This window comes from Naasia sp. SYSU D00057, from assembly GCF_017916505.1.
GTDB lineage: Bacteria > Actinomycetota > Actinomycetes > Actinomycetales > Microbacteriaceae > Naasia.
Genome location: NZ_JAFMSZ010000001.1, coordinates 1 through 17,868, shown reverse-complemented (window position 1 = coordinate 17,868; position 17,868 = coordinate 1). Strand labels below are relative to the sequence as shown.

The window sequence follows — 17,868 nt, the reverse complement described above, 5'->3', positions numbered from 1 at the left end:
TTACTCCTGCGGGGATCGGCGGCCGTCCCTGGACAGGGTGAGCAGTTGGCCGAGTTCCACCTTACTGAGGTCGCGGATCTCCCCCGACGGCAGCGAGCCGAGGTGCAGGGGCCCGAACTGGCGGCGCACGAGGTCGATCACGGGGTGCCCGACCGCGTCGAGCATGCGCCGCACGATGCGGTTCCGGCCGGAGTGCAGTGTGATCTCGACGAGGCTGTTCGCGCCGCGCTCGGGCATGAGCCTCGCGCGGTCGGCCTGGATGAACCCGTCCTCGAGCTCGATGCCGGCCGTCAGCCGGCTCAGCGTGCGCGGCTGCACCTGCCCGCGGACGAGGGCGATGTAGGTCTTCGTGACGCCGAACGACGGATGAGCGAGCACGTGCGCGAGTTCGCCGTCGTTGGTGAGGATCAGCAGCCCGGACGTGTCGGCGTCGAGGCGGCCCACGTTGAAGACGCGCTCCTCGAAGCGGTCCGTCCACCGGCGCAGGTCGGGCCTTCCCCGCTCGTCGCGCAGGGAGCTCACGACGCCGACCGGCTTGTTGAGCATGAGGTAGCGCTTCGTCGTGTCGAGCTGCACGGCCACGCCGTCGACCGAGACCTTGTCCGCCTCGGGATCGATGCGGCGGCCGAGCTCGGTGACGACCGTGCCGTTCACGGTGACGCGACCGGCGGCGATCATCTCCTCGCAGACCCGGCGTGACGCGACACCCGCGTTCGCGAGCACCTTCTGCAGCCGGACGCCCTCGGGCGCGCCGGAGGTGGACCCGGGCATCGACTCAGAGGACATCGGCCACCTCGTCGACACCCGCGAGCAGCGGCGAGATCGGCGGCAGCTCGTCGAGCGAGTTGATGCCGAGGTGGGTCAGCATGAGGGCGGTCGTGCCGTACAGGACCGCGCCCGTCTCCGGGTCCGTGGCGACCTCCTCGATGAGGCCGCGTCCGACGAGCGTGCGCACGACGCTGTCGACGTTCACGGCGCGGATGGCCGCCACCTGGCCGCGGCTGATCGGCTGCTTGTAGGCGATCACGGCGAGGGTCTCGAGCGCTGCCTGCGACAGCCGGGTGGGGCTCTGCGTCAGAACGAAGTCGCGGACCAGCTCGTCGTGCTCGGGGCGGACGTAGATCCGCCAGCCGCCGCCCACCTCCCGCAGCTCGAAGCCGCGGCGCACGCCGCCGTCCTCCCCGTCGTAGTCGGCGACGAGGCGCTGCACGGCACGCCGCACCTCGGCGACGGGACGCTGCACGGCGCTCGCGAGGGCGACGAGCGGCTGCGGCTCGTCGGACACCATCAGCACGGCCTCCAGGGCGGCGTCGAGTGCGTCGCGCGCCGTCTTCGGGGCGAGCGGAGCGGACGACGCGGCGGGCGCGGGTGCCAGGGTGGTCGGCGCGGGTGCCCGGCCGAGCCCGAGGAGCACCGCGACGGGCTCCCGCTCCAGGTCGAGGTCCTCATTCGTCATAGTCGGCTCCGAGATCGGCGAGACGGTCGTCGTTCCAGACGTCGGCGGTCCAGCGCAGGGTCAGCTCGCCGAGCGGCTCCAGCTGCTCGAAGGCGATGGCTCCATTACGGTACAGCTCGAGCACGGCGAGGAAGCGCGCCACGATCACGCCCGGTCCGTCGACGCCGGCGACTAGCGACCGGAAGGTGCGCGGCTCCCCGCGCCGCAGGATCGCGACGAGGATCGCGGCCTGCTCCCGGATGCTGACGCGCGGCACGTGCAGGTGCTCCGTCGCGATCGTGGGCAGGGCGCGGGGCGCCAAGGCGAGGGCGGCGAGGCCGGCGAAGTCGGCGGGCGACGCGGTCCAGGCGAGCTCGGTGGGCGCGCGGCGGTACTTCTCCTCGAGCCGGACGGCGCGGTAGTGCCGTGCGGTCTCCGCCTCGAAGCGGCTCGCGAACCAGGCGGAGGCCTCCTTGAACGCCCGGTACTGCAGCAGCCGGGCGAACAGCAGGTCGCGCGCCTCGAGCAGGGCGACATCCTCGGCGTCGACGAGCTCGCCCTGCGGCAGGAGCCCCGCGATCTTGAGGTCGAGGAGGGTCGCGGCGACGACGAGGAACTCGCTCGCCTCGTCCAGCTCCTGCTCGGTGTCGAGGCCGCGGAGGTAGGCGAGGAACTCGTCGGTGATCGCCGAGAGGGCGATCTCGGTGATGTCGAGCTGGTGCTTGCCGATCAGGGAGAGCAGCAGGTCGAAGGGTCCGTCGAATCCCCCGACTCGCACCGAGAAGCCGGCTGCCTCCGCGCCGGTCGGCGCGTCGGTGTCGAGCTCCGGCGCAGTCGTGAGCGACCTAGGCGACGGCACCGCGGGACACGAGCTCGCGGGCGAGCCGGCGGTAGGCCTTCGCCGCGTTGTGCTCGGGAGCGAAGGACAGCACCGGGACCCCGGCCACCGAGGCGTCCGGGAACTTGATGGTGCGGCCGATCACCGTGTCGAGCACGCTCGCGTCGAACGCCTCCACGACCCGCTCGAGCACCTCGCGGGCGTGCAGGGTGCGCGAGTCGTACATGGTCGGCAGGATGCCGTCCAGCTCGAGGGCCGGGTTGAGGCGGTCCTTCACCTTCTCGATCGTCTCGATGAGCAGCGCCACGCCGCGGAGGGCGAAGTACTCGCACTCGAGCGGGATGAGCACGCCGTGGCTGGCGGTGAGCGCGTTGACGGTCAGCAGGCCGAGCGAGGGCTGGCAGTCGATGAGGATCACGTCGTAGTCCTCCGACACGCGCCGCAGAACGCGGGCGAGCGCCTGCTCGCGGGCGACCTCGTTGACGAGGTGCACCTCGGCAGCCGACAGGTCGATGTTCGCCGGGATCACGTCGAGCCCGGGGATCGACGTCCGCTGGATCGCCAGGTTGGGGTCGCGAACCGTGCCGAGCAGGAGGTCGTAGATGGTGACGACGTCGTGCATCTGCACGCCGAGGCCCGCCGAGAGCGCGCCCTGCGGGTCGAAGTCGATGGCGAGCACGCGGCGGCCGTACTCGGCGAGGGCGGCGCCGAGGTTGATGCTCGTGGTGGTCTTGCCCACCCCGCCCTTCTGGTTGCAGAGCGAGATGATGCGGGCGGGCCCGTGGCCCTTCAGCGGCGCGGGTTCCGGGAACTCCCGGAACTCGCGACCCGCGATGGTGATCGCCTGGGTCGTTGGGGTCTCAGTGACTGTGTCCGTGATCTGCGTCATCCCGACGTTCCTCTGCTCGTGGGTCTTCCTGTCCCCTCGAGCCAGTGTACGGAGGGCCTCCCGAGCGGCCGGGGGCCACGCCGCGTGTCGCCGGACTCAGCCGACTCCCAGGCATCTGCCCGCCTCTCGCCGGGGGTGGGGACAACTCGCAACCGTCCGCGGGGTGGCGGACATCCGCACGACCGGCGCGCGCGGTCAGCGGGCGCGGGGGTGGGACGTGAGGTACATGTCGCGCAGCGTGTCGGCCGTCACGAGGGTGTAGATCTGCGTCGTCGCGACCGACGAATGGCCGAGCAACTCCTGCACGACGCGCACGTCGGCACCGCCTGCGAGCAGGTGCGTCGCGAACGAGTGGCGGAACGTGTGCGGCGACACCGCCTTCTCGAGGCCCGCCTTCTCCGCCGCGGCTCGGATGACGAGCCACGCCGTCTGGCGGGACACCCGACCGCCGCGCGGGCCGAGGAAGAGGGCCGGCGTCGAGGCGCCGCGGGACGCCCAGTCGGGCCGCACCCGCGAGAGGTACGCGCCGACCGCGTCGCGCGCGAAGCTGCCGATCGGCACGATGCGCTCCTTGCCGCCCTTGCCGGCGAGCTTCACGACGCCGTCCTCGGCGGCGAGGTCGTCGACGTCGAGGGCGACCGCCTCGCCGATGCGGGCGCCGGTCGCGTAGAGCAGCTCGAGCAGCGCGCGGTCGCGGAGCGCCACCGGCTCGTCGGCGGACACCGCCGCGAGGAGCGCGGACATGTCGTCCACCGAGATGGCCTTCGGCAGGCGCAGCCCCAGCTTCGGCGGCTTCACGTCGCCGGCGGGGTCCGCCTCGAGCACGCGGTCCTCGACGAGGAACCGGTGCAGCCCCCGCACCGAGGAGAGCATCCGGCCGACCGACGACGCCCGCATCGCCGTGCCGTCCGCTCCGCGCAGGTGCTGCGAGAAGGCGGCGATGTCGGGCGAGGTGACCGCGCCGACGTCGTCGATGCCGCGCTCGGCGAGGAACGCGGTGTACGCGGCGAGGTCGCGGCGGTAGGCCGCGACCGTGTTGGCGGCGAGGCCGCGCTCGATGCCGACGTGCTGCAGATAGCCCGCGACCGCCGCCTCGGGCGTCATCGCCCTGCCGTCACCAGGATCCGTCGCCGAGCTTCGGGTGCCGCGGCCAGGGGGCGTCGCCCGGGTCGAGCGTGTCCCAGCCCCGGGAGCGGGCCGCGGCCGCGGCGAGCACGCCGATGACCGTCGACGGGTTCTGCAGGTCGCGCGACAGGACCCCCTGGAGCGCCTCGTCGAGGCTCACCCAGCGGACCTCGATGTCGGCCTCCTCCGCGGTGCGCTCGAAGGCGTCCACGTCGGTGATGCCGCGTGCGAGGTAGACGCGCACGGCCTCGTTGCTGCCGCCCGGGGAGTTCACGTAGTCGGCGAGCACGTTCCACTTCTCGGCCGCGATGTCGGCCTCCTCCGCGAGCTCGCGCTTCGCGGCGTCGAGCGGCTCCTCGCCCTCGTCGTCGAGCAGGCCGGCCGGGATCTCCCAGTCGCGGGAGCGGATCGGGTGCCGGTACTGGCGGATGAGCAGCACCCGCTCCTGGTCGTCGATCGCGAGGATCGCGACGGCTCCCGTGTGGTCGACGTACTCGCGCGTGATCGGCTCGCCGTTGTAGTCGAACGTCTCGCGGACGACGTCCCAGATCTTGCCCTCGAACACGGTGGAGCGCTCGGTGACCTCCGCGGCGTAGTGCTCGTCGCGGAGCGGCTCGACGGCGGTCACGCGTCCACCTGCTCGGGCAGCTCGTCCGACTCGACCTCGAACAGCCGGCTCGCGCCCTGCCGGTCGAGCGCCGCGTCGACGAGGCCGCGGAACAGCGGATGCGCGGCGTTCGGGCGGGAGCGCAGCTCCGGGTGCGCCTGCGTGCCGATGTAGAACGGGTGCACCGACCGCGGCAGCTCGACGAACTCGACGAGCTCACCGCCCGGCGAGGTGCCGGAGAAGACTAGGCCGCTCTCGGCGATCTGGTCGCGGTAGCGGTTGTTGACCTCGTAGCGGTGGCGGTGCCGCTCGACGGCCTCGGGGCCGCCGTACAGGTCTGCGGCGAGGGTGCCGTCGCCGAGCGCCGCGCGGTAGAGCCCGAGGCGCATGGTGCCGCCCAGGTCGCCGCCGGCCAGGATGTCGACCTGCTCGGCCATCGTCGCGATCACCGGGTAGGCCGTGTCCGGGTCGAACTCGGAGGACGACGCGCCGGCGAGCCCGGTGACGTTCCGCGAGTACTCGATGACCATGCACTGCAGGCCGAGGCACAGGCCGAGGGTCGGGATCGCGTTCTCGCGAGCGAAGCGGAGCGCGCCCAGCTTGCCCTCGATGCCGCGGATGCCGAAGCCGCCCGGGATGCAGATGCCGTCCACGTCGGCGAGCTGCCGCGCGGCGCCCTCGGGCGTCTGGCACTCGTCGCTCGGCACCCAGCGGATGTTGACCTTCGTGCGGTGCGCGAAGCCGCCCGCCTTGATGGCCTCGGTGACGGAGAGGTAGGCGTCGGGCAGGTCGACGTACTTGCCGACGAGCGCGATGGTCACCTCGAAGGCCGGGTCGTGCACGGCGGTGAGCAGCTCGTTCCAGCCGCTCCAGTCCACCTCGCCGGCCTGAAGGCCGAGCGCCTCGATGAGGTAGGAGTCGAGCCCCTCGTTGTTGAGGGCGCGGGGCAGGTCGTAGATGCTCGGCACGTCGACGTTGTTGACGACCGCCGGCTCCTCCACGTCGCACATCAGCGCGATCTTGCGCTTGACGCTGTCGGAGACGGGCCGGTCGGAGCGGAGCACGAGCGCGTCCGGCTGGATGCCGATCGAGCGCAGCGCGGCGACGGAGTGCTGGGTGGGCTTCGTCTTCTGCTCGCCGGAGGGGCCGATGTAGGGCACGAGGGAGACGTGCACGAAGAACACGTTCTTGCGGCCGAGCTCGTGGCGGACCTGGCGGGCGGCCTCGAGGAACGGCTGCGACTCGATGTCGCCCACTGTGCCGCCGACCTCGGTGATGATGACGTCGGGAGCCTGCTCGCCCGCCTCGACGTTGGCCTGCTGGCGCATCCGGAACTTGATCTCGTCCGTGATGTGCGGGATGACCTGAACCGTGTCGCCGAGGTACTCGCCGCGGCGCTCCTTCGCGATCACCTTGGAGTAGATCTGCCCCGTCGTCACGTTGGCGGCCGCGTCGAGGTTGATGTCGAGGAAGCGCTCGTAATGGCCGATGTCGAGGTCCGTCTCCGCGCCGTCGTCGGTCACGAAGACCTCGCCGTGCTGGAACGGGTTCATCGTCCCCGGGTCGACGTTGAGATACGGGTCCAGCTTCTGCATCACGACCCGGAGGCCCCGCGCGGTCAGGAGATGACCGAGACTCGCGGCGGTGAGGCCCTTGCCGAGGGAGGAGACCACACCCCCGGTGACGAAGATGTGCTTGGTGATACCGGGACTCTGCTGCGATTCGAACGCGTCTGCCACGGGTTTCCATTCTATGTGACGAAACGTGCCGGTCGGCCCGTTTTCAGCTCGGTGTCGCACGCGGCCGCTACGCGCGGGTCCCGGAGAGCTCGAGCAGCTCCCGGGCATGCGCGAGACCGGTCTCGGAGTCCGGCAGGCCGGACAGGAGCCGGGCCATCTCCGCGACCCGCTCGTCGCCGTCGAGGCGGCGGACGCTCGACTCGGTCACCGCGCCGCTCCGGTCCTTCTCCACGCGCAGGTGATTGGTCGCGAACGCAGCGACCTGCGCCAGGTGGGTCACGACGATCACCTGCGCGCTCTCGGCGAGGCGGCCGAGACGTCGCCCGATCTCGATGGCGGCCGCGCCGCCGACGCCGGCGTCGACCTCGTCGAACACGAAGGTGGGCACCGGGTCGCTCGCGGCGAGGACCACCTCGATCGCGAGCATGATGCGCGACAGCTCGCCGCCCGAGGCCCCTCGGCCGAGCGGCCGCGGCTCGGCGCCGGGGTGCGGCTGGAGCAGCAGCTGCACCGAGTCGCGCCCGGCGAGGGTGAACTCCTCCCGGCCGCGCACGTCGACCATGAGCTGCGCATCCGGCATCGCGAGCGCGGACAGCTCGGCGCTCACCGCGGCGGCGAGGTCGGCGCCGGCCTCGCTGCGGACGACGCTCAGCGTCTCGGCGAGCTCGGCCACCACGACGGCGTCGGCGTCGACGTCCGACTGCAGCGCGGCGATGCGGTCCTCGTCGGTGTCGAGCTCGAGCAGGCGGCGGCTGCCGGTGTCGAGGAAGTCGATCGCGTCCTCGAGCGTCGGGCCGTACTTGCGGACGAGGACGGCGAGCTCCGCGATCCGGTGCTGCACCACCTCCAGCTCGCGGGCGGAATCGGCGTCGAACCCGGCCGCATAGCTCGCGAGCTCGGTGGCGGCATCCGCCGCGAGGAACGACAGGTTCCCGACCGTGTCCGCGAGGGCGGACAGCTCGGGGTCGAGCTCGGCGACCCGGTCGAGCAGTCGCCGCGCGCCGTCGAGCAGCGAGAGCACGTCCCGGGTCTCGTCGGGCGACTCCGAGGAGAGCAGCTCGTGCGCCTGGGCGGCCGCGACCCGGAGCTCCTCCGCGTTGCCGAGCCGCAGGGCGCGCGCCTCGAGCTCCTCCTGCTCCCCCGGCTGCGGTGCGACGACCTCGATCTCGGCCACGGCGGCGCGCAGCTCCGCGGCCTCCGCCGCCCGCTGCTCCCGCTCCGCGATGAGCTGGTCGAGTTCGTCCCGGTTCGCGGTCCACCGGCGGTACGCCGTCTGGTAGTCGGCGAGCGGTCCGGCCAGGCGCTCCCCCGCGTACCGGTCGAGCGCCTCGCGCTGCGCGGCCGCGGTCCGGAGCCGGATCTGGTCGGATTGGCCGTGCACGACGACGAGCTGGTCGGCGAGCTCGGCGAGCAGCCCGACAGGCGCGGAACGTCCGCCGACCGCGGCGCGGCTGCGCCCCTCGCCGGCGAGGGTGCGCGACACGAGCAGCTCCGCCCGTCCGTCGCCGGCCGGGTCGAGGTCGCCACCGGCCTCGCGGACACGCTCCGCGACGGCTCCCTCCTCGGGGACGAGCCAGCGGCCGTCGACCACGGCCCGGTCGCTGCCCTTGCGGATGGCGCTCGCGTCGGCGCGCGCCCCGAGGAGCAGCCCGAGCGCGGTCACCACCATCGTCTTGCCGGCGCCGGTCTCGCCCGTGAGCGCGGTGAAGCCGGGGCCGAGGGGCAGCGTCGCCTCCCCGATCACCCCGAGGTCGCGGATTCCAATCTCCTCGATCACGCGCCCGCGCGCCCCCTCCACCCGGTCACGGGCAGGTCGAACTTGCGGACCAGCCGGTCCGTGAACACGCCGCGCTGCAGGCGTGCGAGGCGGACCGGGGTGTCCGACCCGGTGACCTCGACGCGAGCGCCCGGCGGCAGGTTGTGCGTCCGGCGGCCGTCGCAGAAGAGGATGCCGCTGCCGTCGGTGCGGCGCAGCAGCTCGACGGCGACCGAGGAGGTGGGCGCGACGACGAGCGGCCGTGCGAAGAGGGCGTGCGCGGCGAGCGGCACGAGCAGGATCGCGTCGATGTTGGGCCAGACCACCGGTCCGCCGCCGGAGAAGGCGTAGGCGGTGGACCCCGTCGGCGTGGACAGCACGACGCCGTCGCAGCCGAACGACGACAGCGGGCGGTCGTTGATCTCGACGACGACCTCGAGCATGCGCTCGCGGCTCGCCTTCTCGATGGTCGCCTCGTTGAGCGCCCAGCTCGTGTAGACGACGGTGCTGTCGACGAGCACGTTGACGTCGATCGTCATGCGCTCCTCGACCTCGTAGTCGCGGAGCAGCACGCGGCGCAGCGTCTCGTCGAGGTCGTCGCGCTCGGCCTCCGCGAGGAAGCCGACGTGCCCGAGGTTGACGCCGAGGATCGGCACCGAGGAGCCGCGGACGATCTCGGCCGCGCGGAGGATGGTGCCGTCGCCGCCGAGGACGATCACGAGCTCGAGCAGAGCGGGATCCATGCCGTCGAGCATCTGCACGCCGCCGCCGAAGTCGCCGCACGCCGCGAGCAGGTCGTCGCGCTCGACCTCGAGGAGCACGGGCGTGACGCCCGCGGCGACGAGCCGGGTGACGACCATCGCCGCCGCGTCGCGGGACTCGCGCCGCCCGGTGTGGGACACGACGAGCATGTACCGCGAATCCGTCACCGTTTGCGCTCCCGCCCTCGCTGCTGTCCCTCCATTCTGTCGGACTCCGCCGACGGACCGCCCATCCGGCCGGTGGGGCGCGGCGGGGCTCACCCTCGCGCCCCCGGCCTCGCTACTGTGACGTGCAGAGCCAGAAGGGGTATCGGTGGGCAGACTGCGCTACGGCGACTCGACGTTCGAGTTCGAGGACCGGCTGCTCGCCCACCTGCAGATCGTCATCAGCACGAAGCTGCGCCGCGGCGAGCACTTCCTGCTCAGCTGGTCGGGCTCCCGGGACTCGGGCGAGGGCCGCGATGCGCTCTGGATCGACAACGGCATCCCGATGCACTTCCACTTCTCCGGCGGCCGCCCGCCGGCCATCAACCGCGACTGGCTGGTCGCCCTCCTCGACGCGTCGAACTCCTCCGGCGGCCTGGTGGTCACGCCCGAGAGCACGGCGCCGCCGACCCCGCGCTGACGTCGGGCACGAGCAGTTGCGTCCGCGCGGTCGTGCAATCCGCCACGGAAGCGGAGAGTGCGCGCCGGCCGCGAAGCCGCCCGCAAGCCGAATCGCCTGGACGTCGCCGGCTAGCCCTCCGAGGTGAGCCGGGTGAGTCGCTGCGGCTCCAGCAGCCCGGACGGATCCCCCGCCCGGGTGGTGAGGTGCGCGAGGTACTCCCGGTTCCCGTTCGTGCCCGCGATCGGGGAGGCGGTGAGTCCCGCAGAGCCGAGGCCGAGATCCCAGGCGGCCCAGAGCACGTCCCGGATCGCGTCGGCGCGGAGACCGGCGCCGCGGACGATGCCCTCCTTCACGCCGCCGCGCCCGACCTCGAACTGCGGCTTGATCAGGACCACGAAGTCGGCGTCCGGCATCGTGACCGAGACGAGCGCCGGAAGCACGTGGGTGAGCGAGATGAAGGAGAGGTCGGCGACGACCAGGTCCGGGCGCCGGTCGGAGCCGGTGAGGCGGGCGAGCGCGGCGGGATCGAGGTCGCGGACGTTCACGCCCTCGTGGGCGTCGACCCGCGGGTCCCGGGCGAGCTCGGGCACGAGCTGACCGTGGCCGACGTCGACCGCGATCACCCGTTCGGCGCCGCGCTCGAGGAGCACCTGCGTGAACCCGCCGGTGGAGGCGCCGGCGTCCAGCGCGAGGCGGCCCTCGACGGGGACGGCGAAGGTGTCGAGAGCAGCGAGGAGCTTGTGGGCGGCGCGGCTGACGTAGGCGTCGGTGGGCGCGACGTCGATCCGTGCGCCGTCCGGCACGCGCAGCGCGGGCTTGACGGCGGGCCTGCCCTCGACCGTGACGAGCCCGTCGGCGATGAGACGCGCCGCGTGGGTGCGGGAGCGCGCGAGGCCCCGCTCGACGAGCGCCGCGTCGAGGCGGGCGTCCGTCATCGGCCCGCCGCGTCCGCGTCCTCGAGCCGGCGCCGCAGCTCGTCGAGGAGCACCAGGTACCGGTCCGCCCGGTCGGCGAGGGGCAGCTCCTCGATCTCGGCGATCGCGTCGGGCACCTGGGAGTCGGACATCCCGTCAACGGTACCCGGACGGCGGCTTCCCGGGCCGATTTGACCCTGCCGTCGCCCCGCTGGTTAGGTTAGCCTTACCTGACCGAAGCGAAAGGACGTCGCCCCGTGCGCATCGCCCGCAAGCCCCTTCTGACCGCACTGACCCTCTCCGGGGCTCTGCTCCTCACCGCCTGTTCCGGATCGGCGACGCCCGAGGCGTCCGGCGGCGCGAGCGGCGGCGGGAGCGGCTTCCCGGTCACGGTCGAGCACGCCTACGGCAGCACCGAGATCGACGCCGCCCCCGAGCGGGTGGCCGCCGTCGCCTGGGGCAACCAGGATGTCGCGCTCGCGCTCGGCGTCGTGCCCGTCGGCATGCCGTTCGTCACCTTCGCCGACGACAACGGCGACGGCATCCTCCCCTGGGTTCAGGACGCGATCGACGAGCTCGGCGGCGAGACCCCCGAGCTGTTCGACGAGGCCGACGGCTACAACTTCGAGCAGGTCGCCGACGCGGCGCCGGACGTCATCCTCGGAGCGAACTCCGGGATGACGGAGGAGGACTACGGAACGCTCTCCGAGATCGCGCCGACCGTGGCCTTCCCGGATGACCCGTGGCTCGTGAACTGGCGGGAGAGCGTGACCCTGAACGGCCAGGCGCTCGGGCTCGCGGACGAGGCGGAGACCCTCGTCGCCGAGACCGAGGGCGTGATCGCCGATGCCGCGGCCGCGCACCCGGAGCTCGAGGGCACGACCTTCGCCTACGTCTGGGTCGACCCGAGCGACGACAGCTCCGTCTACGTCTACCTGCCCGAGGACGCCCGGGTCTCCTTCCTGCACGACCTCGGGATGGAGGACTCTGAGGGAGTCACGCAGCTGGGCGAGGAGAACGCCGGCCAGTTCTTCGCGACGGTCTCCGCCGAGAACATCGACCTCATCGCCGATTCGGACATCATCGTCAACTACGGCGACGCCGGCTCCCTCGCGGCGCTGCAGGCGAATCCGCTGCTCGGCTCCCTCCCCGCGGTGCAGAACGGCGCGGTGGCGATCATCGACCAGCTGAACCCGCTGGCCGCGGCCACCACCACCCCGACCGTCCTGTCCATCCCGTGGGGCATTGAGGAGTACACGCAGCTGCTCGCCGACGCGGCAGCGAAGGTGCAGTGATCGCGGAGCAGACGACGTCGACGCCGGCCGGGTCCCGCGGGGCCCGGCCGGCGCTTCACCGTCGGCGGCTCCTCACCGGCCTCGTCCTCGGCCTGGCGGCGCTGCTCGTCCTCGCCCTCCTGTCCCTCGTCTTCGGCTCGCGGGTCGTCTCCTGGACGGAGGTGGTCGGCGGCATCCTCGACCCCGCCGCGGGCGACTTCGGGCAGCAGGCCGTCGCGACGCGCGTGCCGCGGACCGCGCTCGCGCTCCTCGTCGGCGCCGCCCTCGGCGTCTCAGGCGCCGTCATGCAGGGCATCACCCGCAACCCGCTCGCCGACCCCGGCCTCCTCGGCGTGAACGCCGGCAGCGCCCTGGCCGTGGTGATCGGCATCGCCTTCTTCGCGATCAGCTCGACGAGCCAGTACATCTGGTTCGCCCTCGTGGGCGCCGCAGGTGCGGCACTCCTCGTCTACGCCGTCGGATCGCTCGGCCGAGCGGGAGCGACGCCGCTGAAGCTCGCGGTCGCCGGAGCCGCCACCTCGGCCGCTCTGGTCTCCCTCGTCTCCGCGGTGCTCCTCGTGCGCACCGACGTCTTCAACGTGTTCCGCTTCTGGCAGGTGGGAGGGGTGGGCGGCGCCGACTTCGGCGAGATGGCGCCCGTCCTCCCGTTCCTCGCCCTCGGCGTCCTCCTCGCGCTGCTGTCCGCCCCAGGGCTCGACGTGCTCGCGCTCGGCGACGACGTGGCGCGGGGCCTCGGCGGCCGGGTGGGCGGCGCCCGGGTCCTCGCGGGGCTCGCCGCCGTCCTGCTCAGCGCAGGGGCCGTCGCGGTCGCGGGTCCCATCGGTTTCGTCGGACTCGTCGTGCCGCACGCCGCCCGCGTCTTCACCGGGCCCGGACACCGCTGGCTGCTCCCCTACTCGGCCCTGCTCGGTGCCGTCCTCCTCCTCGGCGCCGACGTGCTCGGCCGGGTGATCAGCCGCCCCACCGACATCCCCGTCGGCATCATGACCGCCGTGGTCGGCGCCCCCTTCTTCATCTGGCTGATCCGGCGCGCGAAGGTCCGCGAGCTGTGAGCGAGCTCGCCGCAGGCCGGACCGCTCGGGTCCGGCGCCGCATCGTGGTGACCGCGGTCCTCGCGGTGCTCGTCGTCGCCCTCTTCCTCGTCACCCTGGTGGTGGGCGACCGGATCTACGGACTGCCCGACGTGCTGGGGGTCGTGCTCGGGCAGGATGTCCCCGGGGCGTCCTTCACGGTCGGCCGGCTGCGGATGCCCCGCGCGATCGTCGCCCTGCTCGTCGGCGCGGCGTTCGGCATGGCCGGCACGCTGTTCCAGACGATGCTCCGCAACCCCCTCGCGAGCCCCGACATCCTGGGCGTCGGCTACGGCTCGAGCGCCGCGGCGGTCGTCGCGATCGGCTTCTTCGGCGCCCAGGGCGCGGTCGTATCCGTTGTGGCGGTGGTCGCGGGCCTCGCCGTCGCGCTCCTCCTCTACGCACTGTCCTGGCGGGGCGGCGTCCAGGGCGCCCGGCTCGTGCTCATCGGGATCGCCCTCGGCACCGTGCTCCTCGCCGTCATCCAGTGGGTGCTCACCCGGACCGAGGTCTACAAGGCCGCGGAGGCGCTGCGCTGGCTGTCCGGCAGCCTCAGCAGCGCGTTCTGGGGCGACGTGCCGCCCCTCGCCCTCGCCATGCTGATCCTCACCCCCGCCGCGTTCGCGCTGTCCCGTCGCCTCTCCGTGCTGCAGCTCGGCGATGACGCGGCCGCCGCGCTCGGGGTCAAGCCGGACCCCACGCGGCTCCTGATCGTGGTCGTCGCGGTCGGGCTCATCTCGGTCGCCACGGCCGCGGCCGGACCGGTCGCGTTCGTCGCGTTCCTCGCCGGGCCGATCGCCGCCCGCCTGCTGCCGGGGGCGTCGCTGCTCGCCCCTGCCGCGCTGGTCGGAGCGGCCCTCGTGCTCGCGGCGGACCTCATCGGCAGCAACCTGCTCTTCACGACCATCCCGGTCGGCGTCGTCACCGGCGCTGTCGGGGCCCCCTACCTGCTCTGGCTCGTCGCCAGGTCCAACCGCACCGGAGGTCGACTGTGACGGTCAACCGCTCCCTCGCCACCGACGCGCTGAGCGTCGGCTACGACGACCGACTCGTCCTCGAGGACCTCAGCCTCACCATCCCGGCCGGCCGGATCAGCGTCATCGTCGGCGCCAACGCGTGCGGCAAGTCGACCCTGCTGCGGTCGATGGCCCGCCTGCTGCCGCCGAGGTCGGGCAGGGTGCTGCTCGACGGCCGGTCCATCGCCGAGCAGCCGACCCGGGAGGTGGCGAAGGTGCTGGGGCTCCTGCCGCAGACGCCTGTCGCACCGGACGGCATCGCGGTCGCCGACCTCGTGGCGCGCGGACGCTACCCGCACCGCTCGTTCCTGCGGCCCTGGACGACCGACGACGAGCAGGCCGTCACCTCCGCCCTGCGGATGACGGACGTGCTCGAGCTCGCCGATCGGCCCGTCGACGAGCTGTCCGGCGGCCAGCGGCAGCGGGTCTGGATCGCGATGGCGCTCGCCCAGGGCACCGACGTGCTCCTCCTCGACGAGCCGACGACGTTCCTCGACGTCACCCACCAGGTGGAGGTGCTCGACCTCCTGACCGACCTCAACCGGCAGAGCGGCACGACGATCGTCATGGTGCTGCACGACCTCAACCTCGCCGCCCGGTACGCGGACGAGCTGTTCGCAGTGAAGGACGGCCGCCTGCACTCCCACGGCGCTCCGGCGGACGTCGTCACCGAGGCGACGGTGCGCGAGGTCTTCGGCATGGAGTCGCGGGTCGTGCCCGACGCCGTCTCCGGGACGCCGCTGGTGCTGCCGATCGGGCGGCACCACTCGGGGGCTCAGCGGGCGGTGTAGAGCCGCTCGGGCACGTCGAGCGCGTAGATCGGCAGGCCCGACCCCCAGATGGCGGCGCAGGCGGCGCGCAGCAGGTCGATCCGGCGCTCGCCCTCGGCGCGCACCTCGACTCGCCCGTCCCGGATGCCGACGCGCGCCGAGCCGACGATCGTCTCGTCCCGCTTCACCACGGTCGCCGGATAGGGCTCGGACAGCTGCCGCAGGTCCTCGAGCAGGAAGTCCGGCCGCTGGTCCGGCACGGCGGAGAGCAGCTGCTTCGCCCGGTCGATCCCGGTGAGCACGTGTGCCGAGGGGATGCCGGCGCGCCGGGCGCCGAGCACGTCGGTGTCGAGCCGGTCGCCGAGGAACAGGGGCTTGCTCGCCGAGAAGCGGCGGACCGCCTCCTCGAAGATGGGAGTCTCCGGCTTGCCCGCCACCTGGGGCAGGATGCCGACGGCCGTGTGCACGGCGGACACCAGCGTGCCGTTTCCCGGCGCGATGCCGCCGGCGACCGGGATCGTCCAGTCGGTGTTCGTCGCGATCCAGGGGATGCCGTCCCCGTTCGCGTCGCGGGCGAGCGCGAAGGACGCCTCCGCCAGTTCCCGCCAGGAGACGTCCGGGAAGAAGCCCTGCACCACCGCGTCCGGGCGGTCGGCCGCGACGCGGGTGATGCGGAAGCCGGCCCGCTCCACCTCGGTGACGAGTCCCTCGCCGCCGACGACGAGCACGAGCGCGCCCTCGGGGAGCTGGGCCCGCAGCAGCCGCATGGCGGCCTGGGGAGACGTGACGACGTCCTCCGGGCGCACTGTGAGGCCGAAGCCGGCGAGATGCTCGGCGACGACCGCGTCGCTGCGCGAGGCGTTGTTGGTGATGTAGCCGACACGAACGCCGCGGGCCGCCGCACCCTCGAGCGCGTCGACCGCGTGCGGGATGGCGTCCGGTCCCGCGTAGACGACGCCGTCGAGGTCGGCGAGCAGCACGTCGACGCCGTCGAGCGGCGTCGGAGCCTCAGCGCGCTTCCGGAGCATCCCCGGCCTCGTCGCCCTCCGGCTCGTCGCCCTCCGGCGTGTCGCCGGACGGCTCCGCGTCGGTTCCGCTCTGTGCCGACGTTCCGTCCGCCGGTTCCTCGGCGGGCTCGTCGTCGGCCGACTCGTCCAGGTCGACGACCTCGATCAGGTCCTCGTCCTCGGGCTCGAGGGCGTCCTCGGCGACGTCGGCACGGGCGCGCCACTGCTCGGCCTCGTCCGCCCGGCCCAGCTCGTCGAGCACCTCGGCGTACGCGCGGAACAGCGGCGGGCTGTAGGAGAAGGCCCGAGTCGGGTCGAGCTGCGGGATCTCGAGCTCGGCGAGGGCGAGGTCCGGCTGACCGAGGTCCAACCGGGCGCCCGACATCGCGATCGCGAGGCCGACCTGCACGGCGGCCGAAAGCGTGTCCCGGGGCACCGAGCGGCCGAGCTCGAGCGCGCGGTCGGGGCGGCCCACGCCGCGCTCGCTGTCCACCATGAGCGGCAGCTGATCGTTGGAGCCGGAGATGCGGCGGAACGTGCGCAGCTCCCGCAGGGCGAGCGCGAAGTCGCCCGTCGTGTAGGCGGTGATCGCGAGGGTCTCGCGCACGATGGCGATGCGGCCGCCGCGCCGGGCGGCCGAGAGCGCGTGCTGGTGGGCCAGCTGCGGGTCGGTGTCGAGCAGGCGGCTCGCCATGACGAGGTGGCCGGCCACCCAGTCGGCGTTCTCCTTGCTCAGCGTCTTCAGCTCGACGCGGGCGCCCTTCTCGAGCTGCGCCGGCAGCACGTCCTCCGGCACCTCGGGGTCGTCGTGGCGAGGCCGGAAGGGCCGAAGGTCGGGGCCCTCGTGCTCGGGGCGCGGCTCCCGGTCCCCACGGCGCTGGTCGCCGCCTCGCGATGCGCCGGGGCGCCCCGCGTGCTTGTGGGCGGAGTCCCGCGGCGTCCAGGCCGGCCGTTCCCCGGCCTCGCGGCGACCGCGGCGCTCTCCGGTTCCGTCGGCGCGGCGGGCGCCGTCGGCTGAGCGGCGCGGGGAGTCGTACGAGCGGCGGGGCGAGTCGGACGACCGGCCGGCATCCTCACCCCGGCGCGGGCTCTCGAAGCGGCGAGGTCCGTCCTCCCGGCGCGGGCTGTCCGAGCGGCGGAAGCCGTCGTCACGACGGGGGCCTTCGGAGCGGCGCGGGGCGTCGTCACGACGCGGGCCGTCCGAGCGGCGCGCGGCGTCGTCGCGACGCTGGCCCTCGAAGCGACGCGGGCCATCCTGACGGTTCGGGCCGTCCGAGCGCCGACGGTCGTCGTCACGACGCGGACCGTCGGATCGGCGAGGACCGTCCTGACCTCGAGGGCTCTCGAAGCGGCGGGGTCCGTCACCGGAGCGACGCGGGGCGTCACCGGTACGGCGGGGGCCGTCACCGGCGCCGCGGGGCGCGTCGCCGGAGCGGCGAGGACCGTCCTCGGAGCGGCGGGGCGCATCCCCGGACGCGCGGCCACCGTCGGAGGCCCGGCGCTGCCCGTCGCTCGAACGGCGCGAGCCGTTCTCGGGACGGTTCCCCCGGGGGCCCTCCGAGGGGCGCCGGTCCCCGCGGTGCGGGCGACGGGGGCCGTCGGAGTTCGACATGTCGGCCACGGTATTTCTCGCTTCCTGCTGGTGGAAAGTCTACGGGCCCGCGGCGCCGGGGGCTTAAACGAGAAAGGGCCACCCGGCGATGGGTGGCCCTTCCTGCGAAGAAGTCCGGCGGTGTCCTACTCTCCCACGGGGTCGCCCCCGCAGTACCATCGGCGCTGAGAGTCTTAGCTTCCGGGTTCGGAATGTGACCGGGCGTTTCCCTCTCGCTATGGCCGCCGAAACACTATTGATGTTTCAGGTGATCATGCTTGATCTGTTCCCGTACATCGGGAACCACAAAGTGGACGCGAGCAACAGTCGTGCGATTCATACCGCATTACCCACAAGGGGTGTGTTGTCAAGTTATCGGCTTATTAGTACCGGTCAGCTGCACAGGTCTTTAGTCCCTGCTTCCACATCCGGCCTATCAACCCAGTCG

Annotated in this window: 18 protein-coding genes and 1 rRNA gene; 5 read left to right on the top strand and 14 right to left on the bottom strand. The window is 73.0% G+C overall.

Translation table 11 applies throughout. The features are described from left to right. From J3P36_RS00090 to J3P36_RS00050, 9 genes are all read right to left on the bottom strand, one after another. A complete protein-coding gene (locus J3P36_RS00090) occupies window positions 1–771 on the bottom strand; it encodes a pseudouridine synthase (protein WP_246854099.1) in 771 nt (256 codons plus the stop codon). Window positions 772–775: 4 nt separating this feature from the next. Next, window positions 776–1,288 carry an SMC-Scp complex subunit ScpB gene (gene scpB / locus J3P36_RS00085; protein WP_246854169.1) on the bottom strand — a complete coding sequence of 171 codons (513 nt, stop codon included), beginning with the start codon at window positions 1,286–1,288 and terminating at the stop codon, window positions 776–778. Window positions 1,289–1,445: 157 nt separating this feature from the next. Beyond that, a complete protein-coding gene (locus J3P36_RS00080) occupies window positions 1,446–2,294 on the bottom strand; it encodes a ScpA family protein (protein WP_210505168.1) in 849 nt (282 codons plus the stop codon). Continuing rightward, entirely contained in the window at window positions 2,281–3,162 is an 882-nt protein-coding gene (locus tag J3P36_RS00075) for a ParA family protein (protein WP_210505167.1), read from the bottom strand. The genes J3P36_RS00080 and J3P36_RS00075 overlap by 14 nt, the downstream gene beginning before the upstream one ends. 195 nt (window positions 3,163–3,357) lie before the next feature. Continuing rightward, window positions 3,358–4,266 (bottom strand): site-specific tyrosine recombinase XerD, encoded by a 909-nt coding sequence (gene xerD / locus J3P36_RS00070; protein ID WP_210505164.1) that lies wholly within the window; start codon window positions 4,264–4,266, stop codon window positions 3,358–3,360. A gap of 10 nt (window positions 4,267–4,276) precedes the next feature. Further along, the gene (locus J3P36_RS00065) at window positions 4,277–4,915 is read right to left on the bottom strand and encodes an NUDIX hydrolase (protein WP_210505162.1); all 639 of its coding nucleotides are present in this window, start codon (window positions 4,913–4,915) and stop codon (window positions 4,277–4,279) included. Continuing rightward, complete coding sequence (locus tag J3P36_RS00060; protein ID WP_307806889.1) at window positions 4,912–6,633, bottom strand: CTP synthase; 1,722 nt, start codon at window positions 6,631–6,633, stop codon at window positions 4,912–4,914. The genes J3P36_RS00065 and J3P36_RS00060 overlap by 4 nt, the downstream gene beginning before the upstream one ends. 67 nt (window positions 6,634–6,700) lie before the next feature. After that, entirely contained in the window at window positions 6,701–8,410 is a 1,710-nt protein-coding gene (recN, locus tag J3P36_RS00055; protein ID WP_210505161.1) for a DNA repair protein RecN, read from the bottom strand. Continuing rightward, window positions 8,407–9,318 (bottom strand): NAD kinase, encoded by a 912-nt coding sequence (locus J3P36_RS00050; RefSeq protein ID WP_307806888.1) that lies wholly within the window; start codon window positions 9,316–9,318, stop codon window positions 8,407–8,409. The genes recN and J3P36_RS00050 overlap by 4 nt, the downstream gene beginning before the upstream one ends. A 145-nt stretch (window positions 9,319–9,463) precedes the next feature. Between J3P36_RS00050 and J3P36_RS00045 the strand changes: the two genes are divergently transcribed. Beyond that, entirely contained in the window at window positions 9,464–9,775 is a 312-nt protein-coding gene (locus J3P36_RS00045) for a hypothetical protein (protein WP_210505159.1), read from the top strand. Window positions 9,776–9,885: 110 nt separating this feature from the next. Here the strand turns inward: J3P36_RS00045 and J3P36_RS00040 are convergent, their stop codons facing one another. Together J3P36_RS00040 and J3P36_RS16490 are read right to left on the bottom strand one after the other, a co-directional pair. Continuing rightward, window positions 9,886–10,692, bottom strand: a complete 807-nt coding sequence (locus J3P36_RS00040; RefSeq protein WP_210505157.1) for a TlyA family RNA methyltransferase — start codon at window positions 10,690–10,692, stop codon at window positions 9,886–9,888. Beyond that, entirely contained in the window at window positions 10,689–10,823 is a 135-nt protein-coding gene (locus J3P36_RS16490) for a hypothetical protein (protein ID WP_282595076.1), read from the bottom strand. Before J3P36_RS16490 ends, J3P36_RS00040 begins: the two co-directional genes overlap by 4 nt. Window positions 10,824–10,928: 105 nt before the next feature. Between J3P36_RS16490 and J3P36_RS00035 the strand changes: the two genes are divergently transcribed. From J3P36_RS00035 to J3P36_RS00020, 4 genes are read left to right on the top strand one after another with little or no spacing between them, the layout of a single operon-like run. Next, window positions 10,929–11,966, top strand: coding sequence for an iron-siderophore ABC transporter substrate-binding protein (locus J3P36_RS00035; protein ID WP_307806887.1), 1,038 nt, complete (start codon window positions 10,929–10,931; stop codon window positions 11,964–11,966). Next, window positions 11,966–13,018, top strand: a complete 1,053-nt coding sequence (locus J3P36_RS00030) for an iron ABC transporter permease (RefSeq protein ID WP_210506516.1) — start codon at window positions 11,966–11,968, stop codon at window positions 13,016–13,018. The genes J3P36_RS00035 and J3P36_RS00030 overlap by 1 nt, the downstream gene beginning before the upstream one ends. Beyond that, window positions 13,015–14,031: an iron chelate uptake ABC transporter family permease subunit gene (locus J3P36_RS00025; protein ID WP_307806885.1), complete on the top strand. Its 1,017-nt coding sequence runs from the start codon at window positions 13,015–13,017 to the stop codon at window positions 14,029–14,031. Before J3P36_RS00030 ends, J3P36_RS00025 begins: the two co-directional genes overlap by 4 nt. After that, window positions 14,028–14,843 carry an ABC transporter ATP-binding protein gene (locus tag J3P36_RS00020; RefSeq protein ID WP_210505155.1) on the top strand — a complete coding sequence of 272 codons (816 nt, stop codon included), beginning with the start codon at window positions 14,028–14,030 and terminating at the stop codon, window positions 14,841–14,843. Before J3P36_RS00025 ends, J3P36_RS00020 begins: the two co-directional genes overlap by 4 nt. Here J3P36_RS00020 and J3P36_RS00015 read toward each other — a convergent pair. The 3 genes from J3P36_RS00015 to rrf form a co-directional block, all read right to left on the bottom strand. After that, window positions 14,828–15,850 carry an HAD-IIA family hydrolase gene (locus J3P36_RS00015; protein ID WP_210505152.1) on the bottom strand — a complete coding sequence of 341 codons (1,023 nt, stop codon included), beginning with the start codon at window positions 15,848–15,850 and terminating at the stop codon, window positions 14,828–14,830. The genes J3P36_RS00020 and J3P36_RS00015 overlap by 16 nt on opposite strands. Beyond that, entirely contained in the window at window positions 15,831–16,625 is a 795-nt protein-coding gene (locus J3P36_RS00010) for a hypothetical protein (RefSeq protein ID WP_210505150.1), read from the bottom strand. Before J3P36_RS00010 ends, J3P36_RS00015 begins: the two co-directional genes overlap by 20 nt. A gap of 928 nt (window positions 16,626–17,553) precedes the next feature. Continuing rightward, window positions 17,554–17,670 (bottom strand): 5S ribosomal RNA (gene rrf, locus J3P36_RS00005). Window positions 17,671–17,868 lie beyond the last annotated feature (198 nt).